Annotated in this window: 12 protein-coding genes; 6 read left to right on the forward strand and 6 right to left on the reverse strand. The window is 45.9% G+C overall.

Translation table 11 applies throughout. The features are described 5' to 3' along the window. Positions 1 to 198 precede the first annotated feature (198 nt). From FTT89_RS04495 to FTT89_RS04505, 3 genes are read right to left on the reverse strand one after another with little or no spacing between them, the layout of a single operon-like run. Positions 199 to 1,644, reverse strand: a complete 1,446-nt coding sequence (locus tag FTT89_RS04495; protein WP_180087769.1) for an NAD(P)(+) transhydrogenase (Re/Si-specific) subunit beta — start codon at positions 1,642 to 1,644, stop codon at positions 199 to 201. Between the two features lie 3 nt (positions 1,645 to 1,647). Beyond that, on the reverse strand, positions 1,648 to 1,971 hold the full coding sequence (locus tag FTT89_RS04500) for a proton-translocating transhydrogenase family protein (RefSeq protein ID WP_005180100.1): 324 nt from the start codon (positions 1,969 to 1,971) through the stop codon (positions 1,648 to 1,650). Between the two features lie 11 nt (positions 1,972 to 1,982). After that, positions 1,983 to 3,110, reverse strand: a complete 1,128-nt coding sequence (locus FTT89_RS04505; protein ID WP_075174856.1) for a Re/Si-specific NAD(P)(+) transhydrogenase subunit alpha — start codon at positions 3,108 to 3,110, stop codon at positions 1,983 to 1,985. A gap of 845 nt (positions 3,111 to 3,955) precedes the next feature. On the opposite strand from FTT89_RS04505, the gene FTT89_RS04510 reads away from it, so the two are divergent. After that, entirely contained in the window at positions 3,956 to 4,882 is a 927-nt protein-coding gene (locus FTT89_RS04510) for a DMT family transporter (protein ID WP_005180104.1), read from the forward strand. A gap of 147 nt (positions 4,883 to 5,029) precedes the next feature. Next, complete coding sequence (locus tag FTT89_RS04515; RefSeq protein ID WP_075167480.1) at positions 5,030 to 6,217, forward strand: MFS transporter; 1,188 nt, start codon at positions 5,030 to 5,032, stop codon at positions 6,215 to 6,217. Positions 6,218 to 6,242: 25 nt separating this feature from the next. On the opposite strand, the gene FTT89_RS04520 is transcribed toward FTT89_RS04515, so the two are convergent. Continuing rightward, complete coding sequence (locus tag FTT89_RS04520; protein WP_180006607.1) at positions 6,243 to 6,884, reverse strand: hypothetical protein; 642 nt, start codon at positions 6,882 to 6,884, stop codon at positions 6,243 to 6,245. A 456-nt stretch (positions 6,885 to 7,340) separates the two neighbouring features. On the opposite strand from FTT89_RS04520, the gene FTT89_RS04525 reads away from it, so the two are divergent. Together FTT89_RS04525 and FTT89_RS04530 are read left to right on the forward strand one after the other, a co-directional pair. Continuing rightward, positions 7,341 to 7,637: a hypothetical protein gene (locus tag FTT89_RS04525; RefSeq protein WP_180061454.1), complete on the forward strand. Its 297-nt coding sequence runs from the start codon at positions 7,341 to 7,343 to the stop codon at positions 7,635 to 7,637. A 54-nt stretch (positions 7,638 to 7,691) separates the two neighbouring features. Beyond that, on the forward strand, positions 7,692 to 7,976 hold the full coding sequence (locus FTT89_RS04530; protein ID WP_005180111.1) for a hypothetical protein: 285 nt from the start codon (positions 7,692 to 7,694) through the stop codon (positions 7,974 to 7,976). A 130-nt stretch (positions 7,977 to 8,106) separates the two neighbouring features. Here the strand turns inward: FTT89_RS04530 and FTT89_RS04535 are convergent, their stop codons facing one another. Further along, a complete protein-coding gene (locus tag FTT89_RS04535; RefSeq protein WP_160242814.1) occupies positions 8,107 to 8,574 on the reverse strand; it encodes a CinA family protein in 468 nt (155 codons plus the stop codon). Between the two features lie 236 nt (positions 8,575 to 8,810). Here FTT89_RS04535 and FTT89_RS04540 point away from each other — a divergent pair, with 236 nt between their 5' ends. Both FTT89_RS04540 and katE read left to right on the forward strand, forming a co-directional pair. Continuing rightward, positions 8,811 to 10,226, forward strand: a complete 1,416-nt coding sequence (locus FTT89_RS04540; RefSeq protein ID WP_180172725.1) for a hypothetical protein — start codon at positions 8,811 to 8,813, stop codon at positions 10,224 to 10,226. Between the two features lie 18 nt (positions 10,227 to 10,244). Next, positions 10,245 to 12,371, forward strand: a complete 2,127-nt coding sequence (gene katE, locus FTT89_RS04545) for a catalase HPII (RefSeq protein ID WP_016658604.1) — start codon at positions 10,245 to 10,247, stop codon at positions 12,369 to 12,371. Positions 12,372 to 12,489: 118 nt separating this feature from the next. Here the strand turns inward: katE and FTT89_RS04550 are convergent, their stop codons facing one another. Beyond that, positions 12,490 to 12,921 (reverse strand): hypothetical protein, encoded by a 432-nt coding sequence (locus tag FTT89_RS04550; RefSeq protein ID WP_168384215.1) that lies wholly within the window; start codon positions 12,919 to 12,921, stop codon positions 12,490 to 12,492. Positions 12,922 to 13,405: the final 484 nt, after the last annotated feature.

Consider the following 13,405-nt stretch of genomic DNA (forward strand, 5'->3'; position numbering starts at 1 on the left):
AGAGCTGGTCACAGCTGAATCCAGACACCGACTGATTTTTCCACTTCCCAATAGCTGAACTTAAACCTCTCGGCAGTGCTTCTCGATCTCCCCCCAACCCAAAGATTGAATCGTATGTAATAAAAGATTCTATTTAGTCACAGATATTAAAAAATCCCCCTCAATCGAGGGGGATTTTGAACGCGGGTATCGGACGTCTTAGTGACCCGTACCGTTAATCGCTTTGGTCATGTCTTCAACCACTTTCTTGGCATCACCGAAGACCATCATAGTCTTGTCGTTATAGAACAGGTCATTGTCCAGACCTGCATAACCAGTCGCCATTGAGCGCTTGATCACCATAATGGTACGTGCTTTATGTGCTTCCAGAATTGGCATACCGTAAATTGGCGAGTTTGGATCGTCTTTGGCTGCCGGGTTGACTACGTCGTTGGCACCTATCACCAATACCACATCCGTTGCCGGGAAGTCCGAGTTAATCTCGTCCATTTCCAGAATGTCTTCATACGGCACGTCGGCTTCAGCAAGCAAGACGTTCATGTGACCTGGCATACGACCCGCCACCGGGTGAATCGCAAAACGCACCGTTACACCCTGCTCTTTCAGCAAGTTGGCCAGTTCTTTCACCGCATTTTGCGCACGGCCTTGTGCCATACCATAACCCGGCACAATCACCACGCTGTCCGCATTGGACATTAAGAAGCCAGCATCATCTGCAGAACCTGAACGGTAGTTACGCTGTACCTGCTCACCCGCACCTGCGGTAGGCGCTGCCGCCCCACCCATCGCACCACCAAACAAAACGTTGATGATTGAACGGTTCATGGCTTTACACATGATGTACGACAGAATTGCACCTGATGAACCAACCAGTGAACCCGCCACAATCAGCATGTTGTTTTCCAAGGTAAAACCAATCCCTGCTGCCGCCCAGCCCGAGAAGGAGTTGAGCAGTGATACCACCACCGGCATGTCGCCACCACCGACTGGGGCAATCCAGACCCAGCCAAAGGCTAAAGCCAGTGCGGTCATGGCCCAGAACGAGGTCATGCTACCGCTTAAGAAGAAGTGAATCCCAAAGCCCAGCATGGCAATGAAAATCAGTGCCTGAGCCGGTTTAACCCAGCCACCCGAAATGGTCTTGGCCCATTTTTTCGCTGCCAGTTTACCGTAAGCAAATACCGATGCAGTAAAGGTAATCGCACCAACAAAACAGCCCACGAACAATTCAAACAAATGCACTTTGCTCATTTCATGGAAGCTGACGCCATTGGCTGCCAACAGCTCTGGACCCAGTTCAACCAGCTTGTTGTTATGAATAATCGCTGCAATCGCAATTAACACCGCTGCCAGACCGACCAGTGAGTGCATCAGTGCTACGGTTTCTGGCATTTGCGTCATCGGTACGGTACGCGCACGGGCAATCCCGACAATGGCACCCAGAATCATCGCCCCCACAATCATCCAGATAACCGGATGATCCGCCACAAAGAAGGTAGTCAATACGGCAATCGCCATGGCGATCATGCCGTAACGGTTACCAGCAATCGCCGTTTTTGGCCCAGACAGGCCTCGTAAAGTTAAAATAAAGAGGACAGCCCCAATCAGGTAGAACCAATCCGCATAGTCTCGAATAAATTCCATCAATTAGCCCTCTTTTTTCTTTTGTTTTGGTTTAAACATTTCCAGCATACGCGCAGTCACTGCGAAGCCACCGAAAATATTAATACTGGCCAGGAATACTGCAATCGCACCAAGTACGCTCACCACATTAATGCTCTGAAACTGCACATTGGCATCCACACCTAACACAGGCAAGCCAACCGTTTGAATCATCGCCCCCACGATAATGATCGAAGACAACGCATTGGTTACTGCCATCAGTGGCGTATGCAATGCAGGTGTAACCCCCCAAACCACGTAGTAACCTACGAAAATGGCCAGGACAAAAATTGTAATTGTTTCAACCATGACTGTTCTCCTTAACCTCGTTTCAACAGCACTTGGCCGCCGTGCGTAACCAGTAGGGCTTTTTGAATCTCATCTTCCTGACTGATGGCAAAGTTCTTTTCACTATCAAAAAGGGTTTCCACAAAATTCAGCACATTACGTGCATACAGCGCCGATGCTTCAGTAGAGACCGTCGACGGAATATTTGGAATACCGAGAATTTTCACGCCATTTTCAGTGACAACGGTTTCACCACATTGAGAACCTTCAACGTTACCACCCGTTTCTACCGCCATATCCAGAATGACTGAACCCGGTTTCATCTTGGCCACAGTTTCTGCCTTGATTAAACGTGGTGCATCACGACCTGGTAACAACGCTGTGGTAATCACGATGTCAGCATTGGAAACAGCTTTATCGACAATAATGGCCTGATCTTTGATGTACTGTTCGCCCGGCATCCAGCCATAGCCGTTTTTGGCGGCATCAGCAGCTTTTTGCTGTTCTTCTTCAGACATCGGCACGTCTAGCCATTTCCCGCCCAGAGATTCAACCTGATCTTTGGCAGTTGGACGCAGGTCAGTGGCTTCCACCACCGCACCCAGACGTTTTGCGGTCGCAATCGCTTGCAAGCCGGCAACACCCACCCCCATGATCACGACACGGGCAGGTTTGACTGTCCCTGCTGCGGTCATCAGCATCGGGAACATACGCTGGTATTCAGCTGCAGCCAGCAATACCGATTTATAACCGGCCAGGTTGGCTTGTGAGGACAGCACATCCATGTTTTGCGCACGGGACAAGGTTCGTGGCAATAATTCCAGGGCAAATGCAGACACCTGCTGTGCAGCAAATTGGTCAAGTTCAGTATTGCGGTATGGGTCAAACATTGCCACTACGGTAGAGTTAGGAGCAAGTTTTTGAATTTCTTCACCTTTCGGTGCGCGAACTTTCAAAATTATTTGACTGCCGGTATAGGCATCATCCGTAATTTTGGCACCCACGTGCTCATAGGCGCTATCGATATAGGCAGCTTTTAAGCCTGCACCACGTTCAATAACCACGCTATGACCCGCGTTGATCAACTTCTTTACTGTCTCTGGCGTTGCAGCGACACGATTTTCACCGACGACAGTTTCGGTTGGGATTCCGATCTGCATGAGCGTTCCTCAAGCTAATTTTTCTTAAGTAAACATCGCCAAAACGATGCTTCCCCTCAGGTTATGTTCTTGTTGAATTTTTGGATTCTAATTGAACTTTTTTAAATTACCACCCAATATTTATTTAATAAATACCCATATTTTGAACTGATGATTCATAAAAAGAAGGGTGGCAGATATAATTGATCAATTTGGCTTTATATTCTTCATGGCCCTGCTCTGAAAATAATATGTATAAATTTTCAGCACAGCTCCTGACTTTTTACAGCGAATTACGTCCTGTTCTGTTTTTTCTTTCCTTAAAATTGATTGTTTTGACAAATCTTATCGTGTAGAGCCGGCTTACAACAGGCTGATAAATACCAATAATGAACGGCTTTTTCGCAGCAAAAAATGAACATCCAGTTCATGATTGGCTGAAATGACATCTTAATCACAGAAGAATCCGGGATAAATTGGTCAAAACTGCCCAATGTTCGGGCAGAAAAGTAAATCCTGCGGCAAATGCACCGATTGGCTAAATGATTTCCTGCCCGCTGATCTGGACTTAACCCATACATCTGGCGGTGAAAGCGCGATAAAAAATTAAAAGTTTTTTTATTGATCATTTTGCCTGATGATGAATAAAGCAGCGCAACTGCTTAAATTTGCGTATTTTGCACTATTTTTGTGCAACAATTGCCCGCAAGACATCAATAGATCTTTGCCTGAAATAAACCATCTTAAAATTTTCATAAAATGAGAATAAAGCCTATCTTTACACATTCATTTCTTCGAGCAGACAGCTTATACTCAACGCATGAAAATATGGTGACACCTGCCCTCTTGATTAAATTGCTCTGAATATGTCCATTTCCTTGACCAGAACGCAGTTAGGTTCACTGTTTGCACTATGCGCGGCCTTTTTATTTAGCACCAAAGCTATTTTTATCAAGCAAGCCTACGCACTTTCACCTCTGGTGGATGCCACCACCTTAATGACCCTGCGGATGGCCAGCGCACTGCCGTTTTTCCTGCTGATCTGCTGGTTTAACCGGCATCGCAATACCCAGATTCAGCTGCGCGAATGGATACTGCTCGTGGCTGCCGGGCTGCTCGGCTATTATTTTGCCAGCTGGCTCGACTTTCTGGGGCTCATGTTTATTAGCGCCTCACTGGAACGGATTATCCTGTTTCTGTATCCCACCTTAACCGTTCTAGCCAGCAGCCTGATCTACAAGCAGCGCTTAAGCCTGAAAACGATACTGGCCTTGCTGCTCAGTTATGGTGGAACGGTACTGGTGATGTTACAAGAACAGCAAAACATGCCAGATGGCCATTCCTTCTGGCTTGGTGCCAGTCTGGTATTTGCCAGTGCGGTGGCTTTTGCCGCCTATTTACTGGTGACGCCGCGGCTGATCCAGAAATTTGGCAGCTGGAATTTTACCGGCCTGGCGCTAAGTGTGGCCTGTTTCGGCACCTTACTGCATTATCTGCTGGCCGTACCGGAGCCACTACAACGGCTGAGTCAATTACCGGGCAGCGTCTATGCCTATGGCATTGGACTGGGTATTCTGGTCACGGTGTTGCCAACCATTTTATTAATGCAAAGTATCGAACGCCTGGGAGCCGCTCATTCGGCCATGATCGCCTCTATCGGCCCGATTCTGACCATTGTGCTGGCCACCCTGTTTTTAGATGAATATTTAAATGCCTGGCAATGGCTGGGTTGCGCCCTCAATATCATTGGGGTGATGATGATTAGCCTGTCCAAGAAAAAGCTGATGGCCTGATCCATGATCAGTCAGCTCAGCCTGTTCCGGACTGCTGTGCATGTGTCTTGCACATGCAAAAAGGATGTTGCAAATGGTGGTCTTTGGCCGTCATGCTCAGTATTGCCGAAGATGCGATTGAATGAATTAACCTGAACTGGACCTTGTATGAATACCTCTCCCGATATTAGTCAGGATAAAACCCTGCTCTGGCTTATGGCGCTGGCTTGTGGTCTATGTGCAGGGGCCAACTATTATTGCCAGCCGCTGATTAACTCGATTCATACTTATTTTCAGGTGCCGGAATCCCAAGTCGCGCTCACGGTGACGTTTGCCCAGGTGTCCTATGCGCTGGGGCTGTTATTTATTGTGCCGGTTGGCGATACCGTCAATAAAACCAAATTCATTCCACTGCTGATGTTTCTGGCCGCGTTTGGCCTGTTTCTATGTGCTTTTTCAGTGAATCTGCCAATGCTCTGGATTGGCACCATCATGACCGGACTATTTTCCGTGGCCGCGCAGATTCTGATTCCGTTTGCCACCATGTCGGTCAAGCCGGATAAAATGGGCGAAGTGGTCGGACTACTGATGAGTGGTTTACTGGTCGGGATTTTACTGTCGACCAGTCTGGCCGGACTGTTGTCCAATTTATATGGCTGGCAGCTGATTTATATCATCAGTGGCGTGTTGATGATGGGACTGGCGATTATTCTGAAAAAACGCTTGCCACATATTCCGACGGTGCGCATGGCCTATGGCAAAATCCTGCATTCGATGCTGCAACTGATCCGCCAGGAAAAACGGCTGGTCTATCGCGCCCTGATTGGTGCCAGTGCCTTTGCCGCCATGAGCGTGCTGTTTTCCACCATTGCGGTGTTACTTGGCTCCTCTTTTGGCCTGCCAGATGTCGCAGTCGGTTTAGTCACTTTAATTGGGGTATTCGGCGCACTCTCTACCAAAAAAATTGGCAAAATTGCCGACCGGGGTCATGGCAAACTGATCACCTGGGCCGGACTCTCTTTATTGGCGGTCAGCTGGAGTTTCCTGTATTTCGGCGCGCAGTATTTATGGAGCTATATTATTGGTTTTGGCCTAATTAACCTGGGACTGGCCAGTGTGCATACCAGTAACCAGAACGTGATTTTCCATTTACGCCCCGATGCCAAATCACGCCTGAACGCAGTCTATATGACCAGCTATTTTATTGGCGGCGCCTGCGGTTCTGCACTGGGCATTTACGCCTGGCATCATGGCGGCTGGAGCATGAGCTGTCTGGTTGGTTTAACCCTGGTGCTCTGCTCGGCCTGTTTTGCCTGGTTAGATCAGCAACATCTGCGCCGCCAGCAACTGGCTTAAAACTGTATAAATCGTGCAGGCAGGTTTAAGACACCTGCACCATCGGATAATGTGGCTGGGCCGAATCAATACTGGCCGGATATTCCAGCAGAATCTGAATAAAGGATGGAATTAAGGCAGCAAAAATACTGGTTGCCCCAGCCAGAATGTCACGGTTTAACAGGCTGTTATAGTTGGCACCGCCGCTGGTAAACTGGTGACGCAGACTGTCAAAACGTTTAAACACCGCCATTAGCAAGGCCACCGACTGTTTATTTTGCAAGGTCTGTTGCAGATCAATCTGCTCTTGGGCAGCGCGCTGCTGCCATTCATCGCGCGTGAGCTGTAAATGCTGATAGGCCCAAAATTCCGGATGGGTATACGGGTGCGCCAACAGGGCCTGAATCTGCTGCTGGTATTTTTCCCATAACACATAATCAATTTTTCGGGTTTCATCCTGCTGGTGCAGAAGCTGAAAAAACTGCTGTAACTGCGCAGCGGATGGACTGGCCGCATCTTCACGGTAAATGGCCTGAAAGGCAATCCATAAACTCATAAACTTGAAATCCAGCTCCTGATCCAGACTCAGGGCTTTTTTAAACCAGCTCAGGCTGCGCTGTATTTTCAGATTAAAATGCACCGAATTTTCATTCTTTTTACTGCGGTAAATTTCCTCAACCACCAGCATCTTTGTTATCCTTTTTCTTGTCTTACTGCATCAATGTAATGGTTTTTTTATTTTGTCTCAACCTTTTGATCCTTCAATTTATTTATTACCCGTCTATTTTCCAGCATAAATAAATCCGAGTATTTTCCTTTTATTTAAATAAAATAAATAAAAAATCTGAAAGCTTAAAATATATTTAAAACACATTTTATCTAGCAGCTACTTAAAATAAAGAAATGTAAAGTTATATATAAAATCACGAAAAATGTAATTACACAAAAGATTACATTCTTAAAAATCCTATGTAGGACAGCCAATTAAAAATGCCGGCTTAAAATCACCGCTTACAACTAAATAAGATGTAACAGAGCCAGGGTTTTTCATGAGATGTTTCATGTTAAAAAGAAGCTATCTGTTTTTCTCAGATGATTTCAGCGCGCTAGCGATAGCGTCGATATCTATAAAAGAGGTGTTCAAATGCAAAATCAAAACAATGGTTTAAACCAACAGCAACAGCAGCCTCAACAGCAAGGCAATCAGCAGCAACAAGACCGTCTGCAGCAACAGCAACCTCAACAACAGCAAAATAACCAGCAACAAGGCAATCAGCAACGCCAGCAAGATCAACAGCAGCAACAGCCTCAACATCAGGGCAACCAGCAGCAACAACAAAACCAGCAACAGCAACAGCAACAACCGCAGCAATATGGTCAACAACGCCATAACCAGAATGCGCAGCAGCAAAACAATCTCTTAGATGATGAAGATATGTAAAACCATTTTTTGTTTTTCACTTATTTTTATTATAAATAATCGAAGGAGATGATCATGGTCAACAATGCAAATGATCCACATGGGTACTGGCGTGACAACCATGCAGACCGTCCTTACTACAATGATTTTAAAAGAGATATCCCAGATATTGATTATGATCGGGACTTATCTTCTGCTTATGACCTCGGTACACGTGCCCGCAGTGAATATGGCACAGATCGCGACTTTGAAAGTTCTGAAGGCGACCTGAAACAGCGCTGGGAAGAGTTTAAAGCAGATTCTCGCTTAAAATGGGAACAGGCCAAGCACGCGATTAAAGATGCCTGGGATAGAAACTAGATTGCCCTCAGTCTGGTTCTGATACGGTTCAGAGTTATAGGTCATTATGACCTATAACTTTTTTATATCTAAGGGTTTTATCTCTGCAGATTTTCTATTTTGGGTTGTCTATTTGATTTATATATTCCTATTATTTTTGCTTGACTACTTCAATAATACTCTGACTAATTGCCCGCGACAGCTGTTCCAGTTTTTTCTTTTTGGTGCCATTAAATACACAGCGATAATGATGCAGTTTATTCTGATACGAAATACAGTAAAAAAATGTTCCGACCGGTTTTTCCTTAGTTTCAGAGCCACCACGTTTTAATAAACCGGTACAGCCAACAAAAATATCAGAATCAATGATCTGTTTGGCTTTTAAAACCAGCTGTTCTGTCACTTCGGCAGATTCAGGAGAGTATTTCTCCAGGAATTTCTTTGAAATTTTTAAAATACTGACTTTTAAATTGGCGTCATAACAGACCAGGCTGCCATTTAAAATATCGCCTGAATTTTTATTTAATGAAAAACGATAGGCCAGATACCCTGCCGAAGCACTTTCAATAAAGGTGACTTTTAATTTCTTTTTGGCAAGTAACTGGCAGCATTTATTCATTTATACCCATCCTGAATATAATTATTCCTTCCGATTTAAACATAGCTCTTTTTCAGTGCTTTTTTCTGAAAAGTAACATTTCATTTATTTTTTAAAACTAAAAATATAACCCTCTGATTTTTATACCTATAGGTTAATTGCCCATATACATACTTTACATGAAGCCACACAACTCAGGCTTAAGTTTACAGCCAACTAGATTACTGTTTTCTAGGGTTAAATCATGGAGCAGAATAATGCCAACGGTCGTCAAACAAAGATTATTAGACATACTCAATGATGTGCCTGAAAGCTATTTTGATCTGGTGTCCTTTTATTTAGATGCCGATATTGCTCCCACCGCCAAACAACAAAAAGCCCTGTTCAGTTTAAAAAATGAAATTGAAACCCTGCCGTTGGCCCTACCCGATTTCCCTAGCCAGCTGGATCAGCTGGAGCACTGGATGATCCAGCATGAACAGCAAGCCCAGCTCGAATTTGAATATTATTTAAAGCACCGTGCCTGGGGACAGCCACGCGAATATTTTCACTGCCTGTCCGATGCTTATGAGTTTCTGATCAAGATTGCCCCGACCCAGCGTGCGCAGGCAGCCTGGCTCTACAGTTTTAGCCAGCACTGGGATGACCGGCGCTATACCGAGCTGATTCAGCTGTATCTGCAAGCTCTGGCCTATGGTCACACGCAGCAGCATCAGCTGTATCAGTTCAATGCACTGCTTGAAACCCTGCAGCTAGATAACTTTGTACTCGGTCTGGAAGATGGCTATTTTCATCAGGCTGCAATTCAGCTGGCACTGGCGTACTGCCCTACCGATTTCATGCCTTTGACCTTAGGGTTTCATATTGGCAAACACCTGTGCTCGCTGCATCAGCTGATCATTGCGCATGAACTGAAAGAACTCGGTATTCACACCCGCTGTTTTCAGCCACAGCAGCGTTCAACATCACGGCATACGCCTGTGCTACATGCCATTGCCAGTCTGGCCCCGGACGAAAAACAGCAGGCTCAATATCTGCGCCTGATTCAGCTGGGCTATGCCTTAAGCCAGCAAGGCATGAACGAAGAAAAAATCCTGCAGCGGCTGCATCTGCACGACATTATCCAGAAAATTTTCCAGCATAAAGCCCTGATGGGCAAATTCATTCATGACAATAAATGTATTTTTACCAACCGCAGCATCAACCAATGGCTGGAAACCGTCGAAGGCGTGGATGGTTTTATCCAGCAGCTGCTGGAAACCGACTGGATCCGTTTAGGTCAGGACCCGGAGCAGAGTAAATTCTGGCGTCTGATTCATCAGCAGGAAAGCCAGATGTTCGGGCTGTTTAACCGTACCGAACAGCAGTTTATTTATGACTGGATTCTGGGAGATGCCGCAGTACAGCATCCTGCCCCATCTGCGCTGCAAAGCACGTCGGACCATTTTAAAACCAGCGACCACTTTAATTATATGGCCGAGCTGGAGCTGGAAGAAATTCAGCTCAAATACGCCCAGGCCTCATCTTTTGACGACAAAATCCGGCAGCTATTGCCTTATTTGGCCCCGCATAAATCTGCCAGCGATGCCGGACGCTGGTGTACCCAGCAATACAGCCAGGCCCTTTTCCCGGCGCTGTCGCAGGCGCTCGACCCAATGCATCATAAAAGTTAATTACGGAGAACAGCAACAATGAAAAAAGATCAACAACCGAGTGAAATGGCCGGCGCAGATGCGGCAAACCGACAGAACAGTAATGATAAATCCGTTCAATTAGACCCGTATCGCAGTGATGCGACACAACAGGCGCTCACCACCAATCAGGGCGTTAAAATTGCCGATAACCAGAACAGCCTCAGAGCTGGCATTCGCGGGGCCACCCTGCTCGAAGATTTTATTTTTCATGAAAAAATGACCCACTTTGACCATGAACGGATTCCGGAGCGTATTGTGCATGCGCGTGGCACCGGTGCGCATGGTTATTTTGAAGCCTATCCGGGCAATGAAAAATATACCAAAGCCCATTTTCTAACTACCCCAGAACATAAAACGCCAGTCTTTGTACGCTTCTCGACCGTACAAGGGCCGCGCGGCTCGGCAGATACGGTACGCGATATTCGCGGCTTTGCCATCAAGTTCTATACCCAGGAAGGCATTTATGACATGGTCTGCAACAATGCCCCGGTGTTCTTTATTCAGGATGGCATGAAATTCCCGGATTTTGTGCATGCCTTAAAACCGGAACCGGATACCGAAATTCCAACCGGTGCCAGTGCACATGACACCTTCTGGGACTTTGTTTCGCTGGTGCCAGAAAGCTCACATGCGGTGATCTGGGCCATTTCCGACCGTGGTATTCCAAAAAACTTCCGTAGTATGCAGGGCTTTGGCGTACATACCTACCGCTTTATTAATGCCGAAAACAAATCGGTGTTTGTGAAATTCCACTGGACCCCGAAACAGGGTATGGCCGCCTTGGTCTGGGATGAAGCACAGAAAATTGCCGGGAAAGACCCGGATTATCATCGCCGCGATTTGTATCAGGCCATCGAGAACGGTTTCTATCCGGAATGGGAACTGGGTGTGCAGATTGTGGAGCAGGAAGATGAAATGAGCTTTGACTTCGACCTGCTTGATCCGACCAAGCTGATTCCGGAAGAACTGGTGCCGGTCATTCCGATTGGCCGGATGGTGCTCAACCGCAATATTGACAATTTCTTTGATGAAACCGAACAGGTCGCCTTCTGTCCGGCGCATATTGTGCCGGGAATCGACTTCACCAATGACCCACTGCTGCAGGCGCGGATTTTCTCCTATACCGATACCCAGCTCAGCCGTTTAGGGGGTCCGAACTTCCATCAGCTGCCGATTAACCAGGCGGTGTGTCCGTTTCACAATAACCAGCGCGATGGCATCCATCAGAGCCGGGTTCATCGCGGTCAGGCGGCGTATCAGCCCAACTCGATTGACAATGACTGGCCACGAGAAACCCCACCCGCAGCCAAAGGTGGCGGTTTTGAAAGCTATCAGGAACGCATTGACGGGCATAAAATCCGTCAGCGCAGTCCATCCTTTAGCGATCACTTTTCGCAGGTGCGTCTGTATTTCAAAAGCCTGAGCCTGCCTGAACAGAAACACGTGGTCGATGCCTATGTCTTTGAGCTGAGTAAAGTGCAGCGCAAACCTATCCGTGAGCGTGTGGTGCACAATATGCTGGCCAATATTGATGCCAATCTGGCCAAAATGGTCGCCGATAAACTCGGCATTGCACTAGATGAAAGCCAGCTGCCGCCTGATCTACCCGAGGAAAAAACCTCAGCCAAGTTATCCATGACGGCATTTTTACCGCCGAATATTGAAGGCCGTAAAATCGCGGTACTGGTACATCCCCATGCCGCCACCGACAATATTGAGCCGATTCATCAATGGGCCTTAAAAGAAAATGTGATGCTGGATTTTCTGACGCCCACCCCTGCCCCAACCACCACCATTGAAGATGACATGATTCCATCCGATGGGATGCAGCAGGCCGAACCTTCAGTGCTGTATGATGCAGTGATTGTGCTGGATGGCAACAATCTGGATGCCTTTAAGCGCGATGGTGTGGCCTGCCATTATGTGATTGAAGCCTATAAGCATTTAAAACCGGTGGTACTGTTAGGCGATAAAGCCGAACTGCTGGAGCATCTGCGTCTACCACCAGATGAAGGCGTATTTAGCGATGCCAGTTTCCAGAATGTGGCGGAAGGCTTTAAAGAAGCGATTCGTCACAACCGGGTCTGGGCACGTGAAGCCATTGCAGAATCTATTCCGGCTTAATTGTTCTGCACTCATACAAGCTGAATCAACAAAAGGGAAGCCAATGGCTTCCCTTTTGTTTGAATAGATGGATGAGATTCAGATTAAAACTTGATGTACATAGTGCTTTCCTCTCACCTTAATCTGCAATCTGCGCCGTTTGATACCGCTCCAGCTCCTTGTCACTCGAGATCTGTGGAGGGGCTGCAATATCCAGCGGTTCTAAGCTCATTAAGGACACTTTGATCTTCTTTCCCTTTGGGGTCTTCGGCTGATCTTCATCAACGGTAATTTTCTGAATAAATGTCGCCAACCAGAGTATAAACTCTTCTTTATTGCTGCTTTTCGGCACAATGCTCAAGTCCAGTTTCAGCTCGTTGGCATATAAAGGGTTGACCATCAGCTCATTAAAGTCGATGCAATTGACCAATAATTTAAGACGTGTTTTTTTGATTTCAGCACGCAGCTCAATCATTAACATATTTAAATCATTGATAATATCTCCTCTAAAGTCCTTATTTCGCTCGACATTTCTATAGATTATTTCAGAAAGTTTAATATACTGGGGCATACGATCATCCATTTATTATTCTGAATATAGTGATATTGAAGGATTTTACGTAATTTTATGTAGTATTTAATAGATATTTTGCAAGAAAAGCGCGTCTTGTTACATTGGAATTACATATTTTTTTAAACAAATCAAAGAATAACTATAATTTGCGAACTGACTGTCAATTTTTCCAGTGAATTAATTTTATTATTTTTATTTTGCTTAAGAGGATTATATGTATTTTGATTATATATTCTAATTGAATTTAAAGATCATTTTCGGGAGTATTCATTTAATTTATAAAATAACTTAAACTTAATATCAATAATTATAATTTATATTTTAACAATATAACAGTTAAAATAGCAGCAAGCTAAAATATGGATATTCACCCGCACGCCTGCGGACAGCCAATAACAATCTTTTTTCGTCAGCCGGATTTTGTGCTACTATCTCGCCCCTGCACGCCCGGTGGATGTGAGTAAAACCCTCTGCCTTGTGC

Source organism: Acinetobacter sp. YH01025 (assembly GCF_013420185.1).
Taxonomy (GTDB): Bacteria; Pseudomonadota; Gammaproteobacteria; order Pseudomonadales; family Moraxellaceae; genus Acinetobacter; species Acinetobacter indicus.

Coding starts and splice junctions, on each gene's coding strand:
- FTT89_RS04495 (WP_180087769.1), bottom strand. CDS start 1,644: ATGGAATTTATTCGAGACTATGCGGATTGGTTCTACCTGATTGGGGCT.
- FTT89_RS04500 (WP_005180100.1), bottom strand. CDS start 1,971: ATGGTTGAAACAATTACAATTTTTGTCCTGGCCATTTTCGTAGGTTAC.
- FTT89_RS04505 (WP_075174856.1), bottom strand. CDS start 3,110: ATGCAGATCGGAATCCCAACCGAAACTGTCGTCGGTGAAAATCGTGTC.
- FTT89_RS04510 (WP_005180104.1), top strand. CDS start 3,956: ATGTCCATTTCCTTGACCAGAACGCAGTTAGGTTCACTGTTTGCACTA.
- FTT89_RS04515 (WP_075167480.1), top strand. CDS start 5,030: ATGAATACCTCTCCCGATATTAGTCAGGATAAAACCCTGCTCTGGCTT.
- FTT89_RS04520 (WP_180006607.1), bottom strand. CDS start 6,884: ATGCTGGTGGTTGAGGAAATTTACCGCAGTAAAAAGAATGAAAATTCG.
- FTT89_RS04525 (WP_180061454.1), top strand. CDS start 7,341: ATGCAAAATCAAAACAATGGTTTAAACCAACAGCAACAGCAGCCTCAA.
- FTT89_RS04530 (WP_005180111.1), top strand. CDS start 7,692: ATGGTCAACAATGCAAATGATCCACATGGGTACTGGCGTGACAACCAT.
- FTT89_RS04535 (WP_160242814.1), bottom strand. CDS start 8,574: ATGAATAAATGCTGCCAGTTACTTGCCAAAAAGAAATTAAAAGTCACC.
- FTT89_RS04540 (WP_180172725.1), top strand. CDS start 8,811: ATGCCAACGGTCGTCAAACAAAGATTATTAGACATACTCAATGATGTG.
- katE (WP_016658604.1), top strand. CDS start 10,245: ATGAAAAAAGATCAACAACCGAGTGAAATGGCCGGCGCAGATGCGGCA.
- FTT89_RS04550 (WP_168384215.1), bottom strand. CDS start 12,921: ATGCCCCAGTATATTAAACTTTCTGAAATAATCTATAGAAATGTCGAG.